The sequence below is a fragment of the Candidatus Rhodoblastus alkanivorans genome, from assembly GCF_022760755.1.
Taxonomy (GTDB): Bacteria; Pseudomonadota; Alphaproteobacteria; order Rhizobiales; family Beijerinckiaceae; genus Rhodoblastus; species Rhodoblastus alkanivorans.
Window position 1 is genome coordinate 3,834,747 of record NZ_JAIVFP010000001.1, and the last position, 17,280, is coordinate 3,852,026.

Genomic DNA, 17,280 nt, shown 5'->3' on the forward strand with positions numbered 1-17,280 from the left:
CTCCGACGCTCAGGCTTTGGCGGGACGATGATAGCGGTTCGGCACGAAGGGCAGCGCAACGACCCGCGCGGGAAGCGGTTTTCCGCGCACGATCAGATTCACGACCGTCCCTTCCAGGGCGAAAGCGGGCGGCGCGTAACCCATGGCGATCGGCCGACCGAGCGAGGGCGCGAAGCCGCCCGAGGTGACGCGGCCGATGACCACGCCCTCGGCATTGGCGATCTCCGCGCCTTCGCGCGCGGGCGCCCTGCCCTCCAGCGCCAGGCCGACGCGCTGGCGCGCCAGGTCGCCGACCAACTCATTCGTAATCCGCGCCGCGCCGGGAAAACCGCCTTCCGCGCGCCGGCGCTTCGAGATCGACCAGGCGAGGCCCGCTTCGATCGGGCTGGTGGTCGTATCGATATCATGGCCGTAGAGGCAGAGGCCGGCTTCGAGGCGCAGCGAATCGCGGGCGCCGAGGCCGATCGGCTCGACATCCTCCTCCAGCAGCAGGACATCGGCGAAGGGGCGCGAATCCTCGCCGCGCAGGGAAATTTCGAAGCCGTCCTCCCCGGTATAGCCGGAGCGGGAAATCGCCAGTTCGGCGCCGCGCCACAAAAATTCGCCCCGCGCCATGAAGGGGAGACTTGAGACGCCGGGAATGTGACGCTCCAGGACGGAGGCCGCCGCAGGCCCCTGGAGAGCGAGCAGCGCCCAGCCCTCCAGCACGTCGAGCCGCAATTCGGGGAGTTTCGCGCGCAGATGGGCGAAATCGGCCTGTTTGCAGGCGGCGTTGACGACGAGAAAGAGCCTTTCGTCCGCATCGACGGGCGCGAGCCGGGTCACCATGAGGTCGTCGAGAATCCCGCCCTCGTCATTGGTGAACTGGGTATAGCGGATGCGGTCCGGCTCCAGGGCAAGGATATCGCCCGGAACGAGGCTCTCCAGCCGGCGCGCGGCGTCGCGCCCTGAAAGAATCGCCTGCCCCATATGGGAGACGTCGAACAGGCCGGCTTTCTGGCGGGTGAAAAGATGTTCGGCGAGCACGCCCTTGCTGTAATTGACGGGCAGGGCGTAGCCGGCGAAATCGACCATCCGCCCGCCGAGGGCAAGATGGCGGTTGTAAAGCGGCGTGCGGGCGGGAGCCTGTCCGAGTTCCGACGTCATGCGCCCCCTCCAGTGATCGCCGTCCAACTGGGCCGGAGCGCGGGCGATTCGCGGCTCCGGCTCGAGGCGCCCCGATCAGGGCAGTTTTTCGAAACCGTCCTTGAAGCCGTTGAGGGCCAAAGGAATGCCGATGCCCTCCTCCGGCGTCTGGAAAATGATGAAGGTCGCGGTCTTGCCGGTTTCGAGCTGGTTGAGCAGCTTGTCCTCCATCACGACCTCTGCGATGCAGCCCGAGGGCAGGCAGCGCACGAAGCCCGCGCGTCCGATGTCGGCCTTGTCGATCTTCAGGCCGAGTCCGGAGGGGAGCAGCACGCCGAGCGGCGCGATCACGCGCAAAAGCCGGCTCTTGCCGTCGGCCGTCTTCAGCACGATCACGACGAGATTGACATTCGGCTTGTCTTCCGCCGCGACGCTCTGCATCAGCGCGCATTGGTCGCGGGAGGCGCCGGGCGGGGTCTCGCAGCGCATTTGCCAGTCGCCGAATTTGCCTTTGACCGCGCCCTGCGCTTGAGCGGGGCCCCAGAAGCCGAAACTCAAAAAGGCGGCGACGAACATCGTGTGAAGAAACAGGCCGGCCCGAGGTGGGCCGTTGCGGTCGAACGCCATAATTCCTCCGATTCGCCCCGGCGTGGGCGAAAGATTCAGGCTCGGACAGGCCTATCAAAAGGGTTGCGCCTGTCAAGCGCCACGCGAGGCGCGACAGAATGTCGCGGGCAAAGCTTTACTGATCGCTCCGGCCGCATATTGATATTGATCTAGGTCAAACTTTGTGTTTCGCTTGGGCTAATTAAAAATCCGACCGACAAGTCGGAAAACGTCGATCCAAAGATCGCGTTTCAGGGAGTGCAACAACCATGCGCTTGGCTTGCTTGGGGTCCGGTCTATTGCCGGCGTACAGGAATTTTTGGCCGATAAGAGCGGGCCGGAGCGCCGCGCTTGTGGCTGGGCTGACCCTTTTGTCCGGTGCTCGGGCTTTCGCGGAGCAGCTTCCCGTCCAGCCCCCCGGCGACGGACGGCCTGCCCCCGGCGAGATGGGCCTGCAAATGTCGAACTCGCCGATCGCCGACGAAGTCCACGCCTTCCACAACGGAATTCTGCTGCCGATCACCATCCTGATCTGCCTGTTCGTTCTGGCGCTGCTGATTTACGTCGTCTACCGCTTCAACGAAAAGGCCAATCCCCAGCCGTCGCGCACGACGCACAACACTCTGCTGGAAGTCGCCTGGACGGTGATTCCCGTCCTCATTCTCGTCTTCATCGCGGTGCCCTCGTTCCGACTCCTCACCAATCAGCTGGTGATCCCGAAGCCGGACGTGACGATCAAGGTCACTGGCAACCAATGGTATTGGTCCTATTCCTATCCCAAGGACCAGGGTGGCTTCAGCTTCGATTCGCTCATCATCCCCGACGATCAGATCAACCCGGCCAAGGGCCAGATTCGCCTGCTCTCGGTGGATAACGCGGCGGTGGTGCCGGTCGGCAAAATCATCCACGTCCAGGTCACGTCCTCAGACGTCATCCATTCCTTCACGGTTCCGGCTTTCGGCATACGTATCGACGCGGTGCCGGGCCGGTTGAACGAAACCTGGTTCAAGGCCGAGCGCGTCGGGGTCTATTACGGCCAGTGCTCCAAGCTCTGCGGCAAGGACCACGCCTTCATGCCGATCGAGTTCCACGTCGTCAGCCAGCAGGCCTACGACAAATGGCTCGCCCAGGCGAAGAAGCAATTCGCCGCCGCGCCGTCGCGTGACCAATTCGCGCAAATTCAAGACGCGCGGAAACTGAACACGCCCGACGCCCATTGACGGCGGCGGGCCCGTCCGCGGCCCGTCCAACGCTTTTCGAGGATGATGCGATGTCCGCAAGCGATTCCCACTTCCAGGCCGCCAATGTCCATGACGAAGCCCACGACCACCCGACCGGATGGCGGCGCTATCTCTTCTCGACCAATCACAAGGACATCGGCACGCTTTATCTGATCTTCGCCATGACCACCGGCGTGATCGGCGGGCTTCTGTCGATGGCGATCCGCGCCGAGCTGATGTATCCCGGCATCCAGATCTTCCCGGGACTCGCCCATATCCTGCAAGGGACCGACCCGTCCATGGCCCTGGACGCCGGCAAGAATCTCTACAATGTGTTCATCACCGCCCATGGCGTGATCATGATCTTCTTCATGGTCATGCCGGCGCTGATCGGCGGCTTCGGCAACTGGTTCGTCCCGATCATGATCGGCGCGCCGGACATGGCCTTCCCGCGCATGAACAATATTTCGTTCTGGCTGCTGCCGGCCTCCTTCACCCTCCTCCTGATGTCCATGTTCTTCGAAGGCTCGCCGGGCATGAAGGGTTTCGGCGGCGGCTGGGTGATGTATCCGCCGTTCTCGTCCAATGTCGGCACCCCGGGCCCGGCGATGGATTTCGTGATCCTGTCGCTGCATCTCGCCGGCGCCTCGTCGATCCTCGGCGCGATCAACTTCATCACCACCATTTTCAACATGCGCGCGCCCGGCATGACCTTGCACAAGATGCCGCTGTTCGCCTGGTCGATCCTCGTCACCGCCTTCCTGCTGGTGCTGGCGCTCCCGGTTCTCGCCGGCGCCATCACCATGCTGCTCACCGACCGCAATTTCGGCACCACTTTCTTCGATCCGGCCGGCGGCGGCGATCCCCTCCTGTTCCAGCACCTGTTCTGGTTCTTCGGCCATCCGGAAGTCTATATCCTAATCCTCCCGGGCTTCGGCGTGATCTCCCACATCATCTCGACCTTCTCGCGCAAGCCGATCTTCGGCTATCTCGGCATGGCTTATGCGATGGTGGCGATCGGCGTCGTCGGCTTCGCCGTTTGGGCGCACCACATGTACACGGTGGGCCTGTCGCTCAACACCCAGCGCTATTTCGTCTTCGCCACCATGGTCATCGCGGTGCCGACCGGCATCAAGATCTTCTCCTGGATCGCGACCATGTGGGGCGGCTCGATCAGCTTACGTGCGCCGATGGTCTGGGCGATCGGCTTCATCTTCCTGTTCACCGTCGGCGGCGTCACCGGCGTGGTGCTCGCCAACGCCGGCGTGGACCGCGCCCTGCACGAAACCTATTATGTCGTCGCGCATTTCCACTACACCATGTCGCTCGGCGCGGTTTTCACCATTTTCGCGGCCTTCTACTACTGGTTCCCGAAAATGAGCGGCTATATGTATGACGAGCGCCTGGCCAAGATCCATTTCTGGGTCCTGTTCGTCGGCATCAATCTGACGTTCTTCCCCCAGCACTTCCTCGGCCTCGCCGGCATGCCGCGCCGCTATATCGATTATCCCGATGCTTTCCACCTGTGGAACGAGGTGTCGTCGATCGGCTCCTTCATCGCCGGCGGCTCGCTCGTGATCTTCTTCTACGCGATCTACGACGCCTTCAAGCGCAAGGTCCCGGCCGGCGACAATCCTTGGGGTCCGGGCGCGACGACTCTGGAATGGACCCTGTCCTCGCCGCCGCCGTTCCACCAATTCAACGAACTGCCCCACATCGCCGAATCGGCCCATTGACGTCGACAGCGGGGGGCGGAAGCGCTCCCCGCCCCTGATTGCACCGAGTAACGCCCATGAGCCTCGTCAGCGACAGAAGTCTTGAGCTTTCCGCCTCCGGCGCGAGCCCCTCCGATTATGTCGCGCTGCTCAAACCGCGCATCATGTCGCTGTCGGTCTTCACCGCCTTCGCCGGCATGCTGACGGCGCCCCATCCGATCAATCCGGTGATCGGCGCGATCTCGCTGCTGGCGATCGCGGTCGGGGCCGGCGCGTCGGGCGCGCTCAATATGTGGTACGATTCCGATATCGACCGCCTGATGGCGCGCACCGCCGGCCGTCCGATTCCCGCCGGTCGCCTGACGCGCGGCGAGGCCCTCGCCTTTGGCCTCGTGCTCGCCGCCTTTGCCGTATTGACGCTCGGCCTCGCCGCCAACTGGCTCGCCGCCGGCCTGCTCGCCTTCACCATCTTCTATTATGTCGTCATCTATACGATGTGGCTGAAGCGGGCGACGCCCCATAATATCGTGATCGGCGGCGCCGCGGGCGCCCTGCCGCCGATGGTAGGCTATGCTGCGGCGGCCGGTTCGCTCAGCATGTCGAGCCTGCTCCTTTTCACCCTGATCTTCGTCTGGACGCCGCCGCATTTCTGGTCGCTGGCTCTGGTCAAGACCGGTGATTACGCCCGTGCCGGCGTGCCCATGGCGCCCAATGTCTGGGGCGAGGACGCCACCCGCCGCCAAATCCTGCTTTATTCGCTGTTGCTCGCCCCGATCGGAATCCTGCCCTGGTTCTTCGGCTTCACCGGCCCGACCTATGGGATCGCGGCAACGCTCGGCGGCGTCGGCATGGTCGTCGGCGCCGTCGCGGTGTTCCGCCGCCGCGAGGGGACGCTGGCGCGCAAGACCGCGATGCGCAATTTCGGCTTTTCGATCCTTTATCTTTTCACCCTTTTCGCCGTGCTGGTCGTCGAGCGCTTGGCGACGTTCTGGATGGGAGCCTGAGCCGTGCCGACCGAAATCATTTACAAAGCCCTGACGCCCGAACAGGAACGGCGCCGGCGCCAACGCAATGTCGCCATCGCCCTCGCCGTCGCCGCTCTGGTGGCGATCTTCTACGTGCTCACCATCGTCCGGCTCGGGCCGCACGTCTTCCAGCAGCCCTTTTGAGTCATGGCGCCGCAATCCACTCCCCCCAGAAAATCGGCGCCGACGTCGAAACCCGCGCCGACTTCCAAACCCGCGCCGACTTCCAAACCCGCGCCGACTTGGCGAACCGGCGTCGCCATAGGCCTCGTGCCGCTGACGATGCTGGTCTTGTCCTTCGCCGCTTATCCATTTTACAAGCGCTTCTGTTCCGCCACCGGCTTCGCCGGAACGACCCAAAGGGCGTCGGCGGCGCCTAAGACGCGTGGCGGCCGAGTCTTCGTCGTGCGTTTCGACGCCAATGTCGCGCCCGGCCTCCCCTGGCGCTTCGAGCCGGAAACGCCGCAAATTTCAGTGCGCGCCGGCGACACGACCACCGTCTTTTTCCGCGCGACCAATCTGTCGGACCACGCGACCGAGGGCGTCGCGCGGTTCAACGTCCAGCCCGACCAGGCGGGCTCCTGGTTCGACAAGCTGCAATGCTTCTGTTTCAACGCCGAGCGCCTCGGGCCTCATGAAACTGCCGAATGGGCCGTCGTTTTCTTCCTCGATCCCAAGCTTAAGCAGGACGATACGATGGACACGGTTGACGCGATCACCCTGTCCTACACCTTTTTTGCGCCGCCGAACGCGACCAAAGCGGAACCGACGAAGACCGGCGCCGCCGACGCCCCGGCCACGCCAGGAAAGAGCTGAACAAAGAACGAGGCGTCGCCAAAAAGGGGCGCCAGGAGGAGACGAACATGGCCAACGGTCACGCCAAGCCTCACCACGATTACCATCTCGTCGCGCCCAGTCCATGGCCGCTGCTCGGTTCGATGTTCGCCTTCCTTACGGCGGTCGGCCTTATTTTCTGGATGCATCATCTCGAACTGGGCGGGCTGAAGCTCGGCAGCATGATCTTCGGAACCGGCTTCATCGGCCTGCTCGCGATCATGGCCTTCTGGTGGGTCGACGTGATCAAGGAGGCCGAGGGCGGCGACCACACGCCCGTGGTCCAGCTCAGCCACCGCTATGGCATGACCCTGTTCATCGCCTCGGAAGTGATGTTCTTCGTCGCCTGGTTCTGGGCCTTTTTCGACGCGAGCCTCTTCCCCGGCGAGAAGATCGAATATGCCCGCGCCGCCTTCACCGGCGGCCATTGGCCGCCAAAGGGCATTGAGGCCATCGACCCCTGGCGCCTGCCGATCATCAACACCATGATCCTGCTGACCTCAGGCACGACGGTGACCTGGGCGCATCACGCCTTGCTCCAAAATGATCGCGAGGGCCTGAAAAAAGGTCTCGCTTTGACCATCCTGCTCGGCATGACCTTCACCGCCGTTCAGGCCTATGAATATATCCACGCGCCTTTCGGCTTCAAAAATTCGATCTATGGCGCGACCTTCTTCATGGCGACCGGCTTCCACGGTTTCCACGTCATCGTCGGCACGATTTTCCTGATCGTCTGCCTGATTCGCGCCAATGCCGGCCAATTCACGCCGAAACAGCATCTCGGCTTCGAATTCGCCGCCTGGTACTGGCATTTCGTGGACGTGGTCTGGCTGTTCCTGTTCACCTGCATCTATGTCTGGGGCAGCTGGGGCGCGGTCATCGCGCCGGAATAATCCGTAGCGACGCCATTCTTTCCCGGCCCGAACCCGTTTCGGGCCGGTTTTCTTTTCCCGGGCGCCGCGTTGCCGCCCAACTCGCCCGCGAGAATAAGCCATGGCAAACAAAAACTTCCCGGTCTGGGCGGCGATCGGCGGCAAATGTCCGCGCTGCGGCCGCGGCAAATTATTCGACGGGTTTTTAGAGCTCGCCCCGCGCTGTGACGCTTGCGGCCTCGATTATTCCTTCGCCGATGCGGGCGACGGCCCGGCGGTTTTCGTCACGCTGCTCGCCGGTTTCGTGGTCGTGGCCTTGGCGCTGTGGCTCGAAGTCGCCTATGAACCGCCGCTATGGGTTTATGTCGCGATCTTTTTCCCGCTGACGATCGCGATCTGCCTCGGCCTGCTGCGGCCCCTGAAAGGCTTCATGGTCGCCGCCCAATATCATCACAAGGCCGAAGAAGGCCGGCTGAAAGATTAGAATGGGCCTGCTGCGCCGCCATTTCGTTCTGCTGTTCTCGGCTCTGGTCGGCGTCGCGCTGCTGTCGAGCCTCGGCGTCTGGCAGCTTCATCGCCTCGCCTGGAAGGAGAATCTGCTCGCGGAAATCGCCACCCGCCGCGACGCGCAGCCCGCGCCCCTGCCGCCGCGCGGCGAATGGCCAAAACTGAAACCCGAGGATTACGACTATCGCCACGTCCGCCTGCGCGGCGTTTTCGATCACGCCAAGGAATCCTATCTGTTTCGCGCCAGCGCCGACGGCGCGGCGGGCGGCGGCCCCGGCTACGAGGTCGTCACCCCGCTCAAGCTCGACAGCGGCGGCGTGGTCTTCGTCAATCGCGGCTTCGTGCCCGACGAGCTGAAGGACCCGAAAAAGCGGGCCGCGGGCGAGGTCGCCGGCGAGGTCGAGATCTTCGGCCTGATGCGCCGGCCGGAGGGTCGCAATCTTTTCACCCCCGCCGACGAGCCGGACAAAAATCTCTGGTTCACGCGCGACCCGAAGGCCCTCGCCGCCCATTGGAGGCTCATGTCCGCCGCGCCCTTCAGCGTGGACGCCGACGCTGCGCCCAACCCCGGCGGCTGGCCGAAAGGCGGCGCGACCGTAATCAATATTCCCAACAACCACCTGTCCTATGCCCTGACCTGGTTCGCTCTCGCCGCGACGCTCATCACGGTCGCCGGAGCCTATATCTGGCGCAAGGAGAGGCGGGAAAGCGCGCGTTGACGCGCCTCAGGCCTTGGTCAGGAAGCGTTCGAAAGCCTCGAGCGTTCTTTCGCTGACATGATGCTCGATGCCTTCGGCGTCCTTGCGCGCGGCGTCCGGATCGACGCCGAGGCGGAGCAGGACGGCCTCGACGACTTCGTGCCGGCGCCGGGTCACCGCCGCCAGGCGCTGGCCTTCCTCGGTCAGGAAGACGCCGCGATAGGGGCGTTGGGTGACAAGATTTTCGTCGGCGAGGCGCTTGAGCATTTTGGCGACAGTCGGCTGGGTCACGCCGAGACGCTGCGCAATGTCGGTCTGCCGCGCTTCGCCTTCCTGTTCGATCAGATCGGCGATGAGCTCGACATAGTCTTCCTTGAGCTCGATCCGCCGGTCGTCGCGGCTTTTCTGAAAAGCCTCGGCGCGCATCCCAGCGGCGGTCGGGGACGAGGCTCGGTCGTCGGACACTGACGGTTTGGTCACGGCGGCTCACCTTCATCCATGGCGTTCGCGCGATGAATCATAGCGCGAACCATAATGCCCGCGCGCGGAAATTTCTCCCTCGCCGGGCGGATCAGCCGGCCAACAGCCCCGGAATAGCGACATTGAAGGCCTGGAGCAGCAGCACGACGTTCAGGACGATGATGACGATGGTCCCAACGATTGCCGCGATATCGGTCAGCCGGCCATTGGCGAATTCGCCCATGACGGTCCGATCGCGGGTGAATAGGACCAGAGCGATCATCGGTACCGGCAAGGCGAAGGACAGTGCGACCTGGCTATAGACCAGTGCGTGGGTCGCGTTGACGCCCAGCAGCACGACGACGAAGGACGGCAGCATGGTGACGAGGCGACGCAGCCAGATCGGGATGCGGAAGCCGACGAAGCCTTGCATGATCATCTGCCCGGCCATGGTCCCGACCGCCGACGCCGAAATGCCAGACGCCATCAGGGAGACGAGGAAAACGCCGGCTGCGGCCCCGCCCAGCAGCGGCGTCAGGGTGTGATAGGCGGTCTGTATTTCGGCGACATCGGCATGGCCCGAATGGAAGGCGGCGGATGCCATGATCACCATGGCCATATTAACCGCTCCGGCGATGGCGAGCGCGATGACGCATTCCCAGTTTGAAAAGCGGACCAACTTGCCGCGCTCGCAATCATTGCGCGCCGGCGCCCGATGCTGCGTCAGCCCGGAATGAAGATAGACGGCGTGCGGCATGACCGTCGCGCCGACGATGCCGACGGCGATCGTCAAGGCCTTGGTGTCCGGCATGGATGGCAGGATCGCGCCGAGGCCCACCCGCCCCCAATCCACCGGCGCGATGAACATTTCGGCGAGATAGCAAAGGCCGATGATGGCGACGAAGGCGCCGATGATCAACTCCATCGGCCGGAAACCGCGTCCCTCGAACATCAAAACGCCATAGGTGACAACCGCCGTCACCGCCATGCCGGCGAGCAGCGGCATATGGAACAGGAGCGACAGGCCGATCGCGCCGCCGAGGAATTCCGCGAGGTCGGTGGCCATCGCTGCGATTTCGCTGACGATCCAGGCAGCGTAGCGCACGGGCGCGGGGAACCGGTCGCGGCACATTTCGGCAAGATTGCTGCCGGTGACGATGCCGAGCTTGGCCGAAAGCGCCTGGAACAGCATGGCGATCAGATTGGCCATGACCACGACCCACAGCAGAGCATAGCCAAAGCCGGCGCCGGCCTGGATGTTGGTCGCGAAATTGCCGGGGTCCACATAAGCGATCGAGGCGATCACCGCCGGTCCCGCGAACAGTGGGACCGACCGCAGGCCGCCGCGCCGCCCCGCCAGCACTTCCCGAATTTGGACGACGGTGCGGTCCGATAACGTTTGCGGCGCCGCCGCATGGATCATGGCGTCTCTCCAGCTTGATCAGGAGATATAGCCATAGCTATATTTATGTCAATACCCCATGTTTGAGAGCATTTGCATAGCCTGCGCCAAGGCGCGACGGAAGCAGCCCGCTTCCGTCGCTGTGTGGATAGGTCGGATTTATGGATTGCGGGGGCGCGCCGCCGGCGAGGACGGTCGCGCCGAAGTCAAATCGCCTTCAGCGCCTGGTCGAGATCGGCGAGAATGTCGTCGATATGCTCCAGCCCAATCGACAGCCGCACATTGCCGGGCGAGACGCCGGTGGCGAGCTGCGCCTCCTTGGCAAGCTGGGAATGGTTGGTCGAGGCCGGATGGATCGCCAGGCTGCGGGCGTCGCCGATATTCGCGACGTGATAGAACAATTGCAACGCGTCGATGAATTTCTTCCCCGCCGCTGCGCCGCCGGCAAGCTCAAAGCCGAGCAGCCCGCCATAGCCGCCTTTCAGAAATTTGTCGGCGCGCGCCCCGGTCTCGCCGGTCTGCTGCGAGGGATGGATCACCTTGACGATTTCCGGCCGTTTCGCCAGCCAGGCGGCGACGGCGGTCGCATTCCGGCAGTGGCGCTCGATGCGCAAGGGCAGGGTTTCGAGCCCCTGCAAGGTCAGGAAGGAATTGAAGGGCGAGGGCGCGGCGCCAAGGTCGCGCAGCAGGGTGGTGCGGATCTTGATGATATAGGCGACCGACCCGATCGGCTTCACGGCTTCGGTCCAGATGGCGTCGTGGTAGGGAGGGTGGGGCGTGTTGAGCGCGGGCTGGCGCTCCGAAAATTTTTCCCAGTCGAAATTGCCGCCGTCCACGATGGCGCCGCCGATCGCCGCGCCATGGCCGCCGATGAATTTGGTGGTGGAATAGACCACCACCGCCGCGCCATGTTCGAGCGGCCGCGTAAGAATCGGCGCGGCGGTATTGTCCATGATCAGCGGAATACCGAATTCCCGGCCGATGGCCGCCACTTCGGCGATGGGGAAGACGGCCAGCTTGGGATTAGGCAAAGTCTCCGCGTAATAGGCTCGGGTTCGACCATCGGTGGCGCGGCGGAAGTTTTCCGGGTCGCTCGGGTCGACGAAACGAACCTCAATGCCCTGATCCTTCAGCGTATTGGCGAACAGGTTCCAGGTCCCGCCGTAAAGATCGGTCGAGGAGACGACATTGTCGCCGACTCGGGCGATGTTCTGCAACGCGTAAGCCGAGGCCGCTGGCCCGACGAGACGCAGAGCGTGGCGGCGCCGCCTTCGAGCGCGGCAAGGCGCTGCTAGAGGATGTCGGTCGTCGGATTGCCCAGGCGGGTGTATATATTGCCCAGCTCTTTCAGGGCGAAGAGATTGGCGGCGTGCTCGGTGTCGCGGAACTGGTAACTGGTGGTCTGGTAGATCGGCGGCGCCACCGAGCCGGTCGCCGGATTGGCGCGCCAGCCGGCGTGAAGAACGATGGTTTCGGGCCTCTTGGTCTCGACCGCCATGGCGTTTCCTCAAGAATTTTTATGCGCTTGGCTGGAATCGGCCCGAGCCGCCCGAGATTGCGACGCCGACGCCATGAAGGGCAAGCCCTCGGCCGAACGATTCAAGACGATCGCGTTAGCTAATTCGTCCGACGCAGCGCTCCCCCGCGGGGTGCGGAGGACCGGGCGGGCGCCGCAAGCGAAAAGCTCCGCGCCCTCGTCGCCGTCGCTGCCAGGCAGAAAAGCCGCCTATCGATCTGTTCAGATTCCCCGAGCCAGCTCTATGGCGGGCCGCGACCGATAGCGATGATCACTATTTTTTCGCCATCACGCTACGATAGTCGAGCCGAGAGCACGAGTGGCCCAAATCGCGATCATTCTCATGGACGCTGAAATAGCCCCGTAAGTCGCCGGACAGGCACTCCCACTTCGCTGAGAGGTAGGAGTAATGTCGTGTTTATGACTGGTGACAATCCGAAGAGTGAGGTCCTGCCGGGCCGAGAACGACGGCGTCGGCGCACGTCGGCGGAGAAATTGGCGATCATTGCCGAGACGATGGAGCCGGGCATGACGGTTAGCCTTGTCGCGCGCCGTCACGGCATCGCCCCCAATCAGCTGTTCACCTGGCGGCGGCTGGCGAACCAAGGCGCCCTGACCGCGACGCAGGCCGAGGAGGACGTCGTTCCGGCGTCCGCCTACAGGGCTTTGGTCGACCAGGTGCGCGAACTGCAGCGCCTGCTCGGCAAGAAGTCGATGGAGGCCGAAATCCTCAAAGAGGCGCTTGAAGTCGCCGCAGGCTCAAAAAAACGGATGTTGCGGTCGTTGTCGCTGCCGACGCTCAATCCACGGGACGGTTCGCGATGAAGGCCGTCTGCGAAACCCTCGGCGTCGCCCGCTCGAATGTCGCCGCGCGCATTGCCGGCGGCGCGGCCAAACGCATGGGCCGACCGCCCCTGCCGGAAGACGATCTGCTCTGCGAGATCAAGGGGATCATCGCCGAACAGCCGTCCTGGGGCTACGCCCGCGTGTGGGCCGACCTGCGCCGCAAAAGACGCGCCGAGGGCGCGGCGCCGGTCAACCGCAAGCGGGTTTATCGGGTGATGAGGGCGCACGGCCTGTTGCTTCAACGTCATGCCGGCGGCGGCGAAAACCGCCCGCATGACGGCAAGATCGCCGTTCTGCGCTCCAACCTGCGTTGGTGTTCCGACGGCTTCGAGATCGCTTGCGACAATGCCGAAAAAGTCCGCGTCGCCTTCGCGCTTGATTGCTGCGACCGGGAAGCCCTCGGCCATGTCGCCACGACGGCGGGCGTCAAGGGCGAGGACATCCGCGACCTGATGGTCAGCGCCGTCGAATATCGCTTTGGCCCGGTCAATCGCCGGTCACGTCCGTCAAGGTGGTGGAAATTGTGGGGCGGTCGTTGCGCCTCTTCTCAGGCTGCGATTTTTGGCGGCGCGGCGGCTTCGTCGGCGAGGCCGGCCATCGTCTCCAGGCTCATGTAGCGATGCTGTAATTGCCACTCATCATTTTGTTCGAGCAGGATGGGGCCGACGAGCCGCCTGATCGAAGTTTCGTTGGGGAAAATGCCGACCACGTCGGCGCGCCGTTTCACCTCCTTGTTGAGGCGCTCGATCGGGTTGGTGGAATGCAGCTTCGGCCAATGCGCGCGGGGAAACGCCATGAAGGCGAGCACGTCGGCCTCGGCGGCGTCCAGCATATCGGCCAGCCGCGAAAATCGCGCCCGCAATTGGTCGGCGACCTGGCGCCAGGTCCGTGACGCAGCGGCCTGATCCTCCTGGGCAAAGACGGAGCGGATCGCCGCCGACACCATGCCATGATGCGCTTTGGAAACATGAGCGAGCGCATTGCGCATGAAGTGCACCCGGCAACGCTGCCAACTCGCCTTGAAGACTTGGGCGATAGCCGCTTTCAGGCCTTCATGCGCATCGGAGATGACCAGCTTGACGCCCTTGAGGCCGCGGCTTTCCAGCGAGCGCAGGAAGCCGAGCCAAAACACCGCCGCCTCCGACGGCCCCAGCCCGAGCCCAATGATCTCACGCCGCCCTTCGCCGTTCACCGCTGTGGCTATTATTGCGGCGACCGAGACGATCCGGCCGTTCTCGCGCACTTTCAGATAGGTCGCGTCGAGCCAAAGATAGGGCCACTCGCCTTCGAGCTTGCGATCAAGGAACGAGTTCACCCGCTCGTCGATGTCCTCGCAGAGCTTCGACACCTGGCTTTTCGAGATGCCCGACATGCCCATCGCCTGAACGAGATCGTCGACCTTGCGTGTCGAAACGCCCTGGATCCAGGCCTCCTGAATGACGGCGACAAGCGCGCGCTCGGCGGTCTTGCGCGGTTCGAGGAAGCCAGGAAAATAGCTGCCCTTGCGCAGCTTCGGGATTTTGAGTTCCAGCGTGCCGAGCCGGGTGTCGAGTTCGCGCGGGCGATAGCCGTTGCGCTGCGTCGTGCGCACATCTGAACGCTCGTAGCGTCCGGCGCCGATCAGGTTGTCGACGTCAAAATCCATCAGCTTCTGCAACACCGCTTCGGCGAGGTCCTTCAGGAGGTCCTCCCCGCCGCGCTCGCGCAGTTGATGAAGAAATGCCATTGTGTCGTCGGTCATCATGTCCTCGTTTCGGTGGGGTCAAGCTTCAGCAACTCGACCATAACCGAAGAGGGCGCGGTGACCGCCCCGGCCCGCCGGCGGGCTCCGCTAAGCGGAGCTCCGCCCGCCGGCTTCACTCAGAAATCTCCACCACCTTCGTGGACGCTACCACTTTTTGCTGAAAAACGTAGCTGGCGGAGGGAGCGGGATTCGAACCCGCGATACGGTTTCCCGTATACACACTTTCCAGGCGTGCGCCTTCAACCACTCGGCCACCCCTCCGTCGTCCCGGCGCGACGCGCCGGGCGAAATCAGGCGCCTTTATAGCCGCCTGTCGCGCCAGCGCAAGGCGAAGCGCCCCGCTTTCGCAAAAGTTTCACGCGCCGGCCGCGGGCGCCTCGGGCGCGGCCCTCAGCGTGACATCCTCGCTGCTCGCCGCCACCTGAACCGCCATGCCGCAGGAGCGCGCGACGAGGCCGGTGAAAAAGGGCTGGATGCCATGGGCGTCCACCATGCCGCTCTCGGAGCGGCCTTCGAGCAGGTCGGCGACATGGCTCGCAAGCTTGAGATTGGGACCCTTGACCGTCACACTCATGCGCGCGTCGTCGCCCTCGCCCTCGATCGAGACGTTCATCACCCCGCCGCGCGGAATGCAGGCGGCGGCGATCAGGCACAGGTTGAGCACGAGCTTGACCTTGTTCTTGGGCATGAACACCCGCGGCGACTCCCAGTTCAACTGGGTGCGGTCGTCGGCGAACAGGCCGCGCGCCACCTTTTCGGCGTCGCCCGTGTCGATCGCGGCGCCCGCCGAGCCGGCGGCGCCGAAGGCGAGGCGGCAGAATTGCAGCCGGGCCGAGGCCGCCTTGGCGCTCTTGCGGATCAGGTCGAGGGCGAATTCGCGCATGCCCTCGTCCTTGTCCTCCTCCAGAACCTCCAGCCCGTTGACGATGGCGCCGACCGGGCTGATGACGTCATGGCACACCCGCGAGGCCACGAGGGCGGCGAGATCGAGCGGTTCAAGCGCGAGAATGTTCATGATCGGGTTCCGGACGACGAATCAGAAAGGGAAAACAGTGCGGCGAGCATAAAGTCTAGCCCGCTTTCGCCGGAAACCAAATTCCGGCGCGCGCAGGTTCGCCGCAAGCCTTACCGAACTTGCTTAACAAGTGGTTGCCGCAACCGTCTCAGCGCGCCCCCGGGCGGCCAATGCTGACATAGTTCAGCCCATAACGCTCGGCTTCGCCGACAGGATAAACATTGCGCAGATCGACCAGAACCGGCTCGGCCAGCAGCGTTTTGATCCGGCCGAGGTCGAGCGCGCGGAATTCGTCCCATTCGGTCAACAGCGCCACGGCATGGGCGCCTTCGACGCAATCATAGGCGCTGGCGGCGTAATCCACTTCCGGCATCAGCGCCCGCGCCTGCTCCATGCCCGCCGGGTCATAGCCGCGCACCCGGGCGCCCGCGTCGAGCAGGGCCTGGACGATGGCGAGAGACGGCGCCTCGCGCATGTCGTCGGTATTGGGTTTGAAGGTCAGGCCAAGCAGGGCGATGGTCTTCCCCCGCACCGCGCCGCCGCAGGCGGCGATGATTTTTCTGCCCATGGCCCGCTTGCGCTGGTCGTTGACGCTGACCACGGTTTCGACGATGCGCAGAGGCGCCTCAAAGTCATGCCCGGTCTTGACCAAAGCGACCGTGTCCTTAGGAAAGCACGACCCGCCATAGCCCGGGCCGGCGTGCAGAAATTTCGACCCTATGCGGCCGTCGAGGCCGATGCCGCGCGCGACGTCCTGCACATTGGCGCCCGCCGCCTCGCACAGGTCGGCGATCTCGTTGATGAAGGTGATCTTGGTGGCGAGGAAGGCGTTGGCGGCATACTTGATCATTTCCGCCGTGCGGCGGGCGACGAAGACCATGGGCAGGCCATTGAGCGCCAGCGGGCGGTAGATCGCCGCCATCACATTTCGCGCGCGTTCGCTTTCCACGCCCACCACCACTCGGTCGGGATGTTTGAAATCCGAAATCGCGGCGCCCTCGCGCAGGAATTCGGGATTGGAGGCGACGTGGATGTCGAGATCGGGACGCGACTCGCGCACAATGCGCTCGACCTCGTCGCCGGCGCCGACCGGAACGGTCGATTTGGTGACCACAACCAGGGGCCCGGTCGCGGCGCGGGCCACATCGGCGGCGGCGGCATAGACATAGGAAAGATCGGCGTGGCCGTCGCCGCGCCGCGACGGCGTGCCCACCGCGATGAAGACGGCGTCGGCGCCCGCGACCGACGTTTTCAGGTCGGTGGAAAAGGCGAGGCGCCCATCGCGGACATTGCGCTCGACAAGCTGATCGAGCCCCGGCTCATAGATCGGCATGACGCCGGCTTCAAGCGCCTTGATCTTGGCCTCGTCCAGATCGACGCAGGCGACGGAATGGCCGAAATCGGAAAAACACGCCCCCGAAACCAGGCCGACATAACCGCTTCCGATAATGGCGAGGCGCAAGGCAATCTCCCTGGACGAAAAACGCGCCGGAATCGCCCGGCCTGCAGGCGTCGGCCACTACTAGACCCAGGCGACAGTTTTGCAACATGAGGGAGAGTTACGACAAAAAGGGCGACCGCGCCCCATTAGCCTAAGGATTGAGCGCCACATTCTGGACTTGGCGGCCATTCCGGCGCACTTTTCGCGCAATTCGCCGCATGGCGGCGCGCGCAAGAACAACGGGAGCGAGGGGAA

15 protein-coding genes, 1 tRNA gene and 2 pseudogenes are annotated in these 17,280 nt (G+C 64.0%); 9 read left to right on the forward strand and 9 right to left on the reverse strand.

The features are described 5' to 3' along the window. Positions 1 to 9 precede the first annotated feature (9 nt). Complete coding sequence (gcvT, locus tag K2U94_RS17815) at positions 10 to 1,146, reverse strand: glycine cleavage system aminomethyltransferase GcvT (RefSeq protein WP_243068501.1); 1,137 nt, start codon at positions 1,144 to 1,146, stop codon at positions 10 to 12. Positions 1,147 to 1,221: 75 nt separating this feature from the next. Continuing rightward, positions 1,222 to 1,752, reverse strand: coding sequence for an invasion associated locus B family protein (locus tag K2U94_RS17820; RefSeq protein ID WP_425332534.1), 531 nt, complete (start codon positions 1,750 to 1,752; stop codon positions 1,222 to 1,224). A 350-nt stretch (positions 1,753 to 2,102) separates the two neighbouring features. Between K2U94_RS17820 and coxB the strand changes: the two genes are divergently transcribed. The 8 genes from coxB (at position 2,103) to K2U94_RS17860 (ending at position 8,623) form a co-directional block, all read left to right on the forward strand. Then, positions 2,103 to 2,951 (forward strand): cytochrome c oxidase subunit II, encoded by an 849-nt coding sequence (gene coxB, locus K2U94_RS17825; RefSeq protein WP_243068502.1) that lies wholly within the window; start codon positions 2,103 to 2,105, stop codon positions 2,949 to 2,951. Positions 2,952 to 3,001: 50 nt separating this feature from the next. Further along, the gene (gene ctaD, locus K2U94_RS17830) at positions 3,002 to 4,687 is read left to right on the forward strand and encodes a cytochrome c oxidase subunit I (RefSeq protein WP_243068503.1); all 1,686 of its coding nucleotides are present in this window, start codon (positions 3,002 to 3,004) and stop codon (positions 4,685 to 4,687) included. Positions 4,688 to 4,743: 56 nt separating this feature from the next. Next, positions 4,744 to 5,670 (forward strand): heme o synthase, encoded by a 927-nt coding sequence (locus K2U94_RS17835; protein WP_243068504.1) that lies wholly within the window; start codon positions 4,744 to 4,746, stop codon positions 5,668 to 5,670. Between the two features lie 3 nt (positions 5,671 to 5,673). After that, complete coding sequence (locus K2U94_RS17840; protein ID WP_243068505.1) at positions 5,674 to 5,835, forward strand: hypothetical protein; 162 nt, start codon at positions 5,674 to 5,676, stop codon at positions 5,833 to 5,835. A gap of 3 nt (positions 5,836 to 5,838) precedes the next feature. Next, positions 5,839 to 6,507 (forward strand): cytochrome c oxidase assembly protein, encoded by a 669-nt coding sequence (locus tag K2U94_RS17845; protein ID WP_272884880.1) that lies wholly within the window; start codon positions 5,839 to 5,841, stop codon positions 6,505 to 6,507. 47 nt (positions 6,508 to 6,554) lie between these two features. Further along, a complete protein-coding gene (locus K2U94_RS17850) occupies positions 6,555 to 7,418 on the forward strand; it encodes a cytochrome c oxidase subunit 3 (RefSeq protein ID WP_243068507.1) in 864 nt (287 codons plus the stop codon). A gap of 100 nt (positions 7,419 to 7,518) precedes the next feature. Continuing rightward, positions 7,519 to 7,881 (forward strand): DUF983 domain-containing protein, encoded by a 363-nt coding sequence (locus K2U94_RS17855; protein ID WP_243068508.1) that lies wholly within the window; start codon positions 7,519 to 7,521, stop codon positions 7,879 to 7,881. A 1-nt stretch (position 7,882) separates the two neighbouring features. After that, positions 7,883 to 8,623, forward strand: coding sequence for an SURF1 family protein (locus K2U94_RS17860; protein ID WP_243068509.1), 741 nt, complete (start codon positions 7,883 to 7,885; stop codon positions 8,621 to 8,623). 6 nt (positions 8,624 to 8,629) lie between these two features. Here K2U94_RS17860 and mntR read toward each other — a convergent pair whose 3' ends face one another. The 3 genes and pseudogenes from mntR to K2U94_RS17875 all read right to left on the reverse strand — a co-directional run bounded on the left by mntR (position 8,630) and on the right by K2U94_RS17875 (position 11,961). Then, positions 8,630 to 9,028: a manganese-binding transcriptional regulator MntR gene (gene mntR, locus K2U94_RS17865; RefSeq protein ID WP_243068909.1), complete on the reverse strand. Its 399-nt coding sequence runs from the start codon at positions 9,026 to 9,028 to the stop codon at positions 8,630 to 8,632. Between the two features lie 145 nt (positions 9,029 to 9,173). After that, positions 9,174 to 10,484 (reverse strand): Nramp family divalent metal transporter, encoded by a 1,311-nt coding sequence (locus tag K2U94_RS17870; protein WP_243068510.1) that lies wholly within the window; start codon positions 10,482 to 10,484, stop codon positions 9,174 to 9,176. A 185-nt stretch (positions 10,485 to 10,669) separates the two neighbouring features. Next, a pseudogene (locus K2U94_RS17875) lies at positions 10,670 to 11,961 on the reverse strand (O-acetylhomoserine aminocarboxypropyltransferase/cysteine synthase family protein). 438 nt (positions 11,962 to 12,399) lie between these two features. Between K2U94_RS17875 and K2U94_RS17880 the strand changes: the two are divergent. Beyond that, positions 12,400 to 13,340: pseudogene (locus tag K2U94_RS17880) on the forward strand (IS3 family transposase); the annotation flags it as partial. Positions 13,341 to 13,372: 32 nt separating this feature from the next. Here K2U94_RS17880 and K2U94_RS17885 read toward each other — a convergent pair. The 4 genes from K2U94_RS17885 to K2U94_RS17900 all read right to left on the reverse strand — a co-directional run bounded on the left by K2U94_RS17885 (position 13,373) and on the right by K2U94_RS17900 (position 17,046). Further along, entirely contained in the window at positions 13,373 to 14,566 is a 1,194-nt protein-coding gene (locus tag K2U94_RS17885) for an IS256 family transposase (protein WP_243068511.1), read from the reverse strand. A 174-nt stretch (positions 14,567 to 14,740) separates the two neighbouring features. Then, positions 14,741 to 14,830: transfer RNA gene (locus K2U94_RS17890), tRNA-Ser, on the reverse strand. Between the two features lie 94 nt (positions 14,831 to 14,924). Then, positions 14,925 to 15,584, reverse strand: coding sequence for a histidine phosphotransferase ChpT (gene chpT / locus K2U94_RS17895; protein ID WP_243068512.1), 660 nt, complete (start codon positions 15,582 to 15,584; stop codon positions 14,925 to 14,927). Between the two features lie 148 nt (positions 15,585 to 15,732). Further along, positions 15,733 to 17,046 (reverse strand): UDP-glucose dehydrogenase family protein, encoded by a 1,314-nt coding sequence (locus K2U94_RS17900; RefSeq protein ID WP_243068513.1) that lies wholly within the window; start codon positions 17,044 to 17,046, stop codon positions 15,733 to 15,735. Positions 17,047 to 17,280 lie beyond the last annotated feature (234 nt).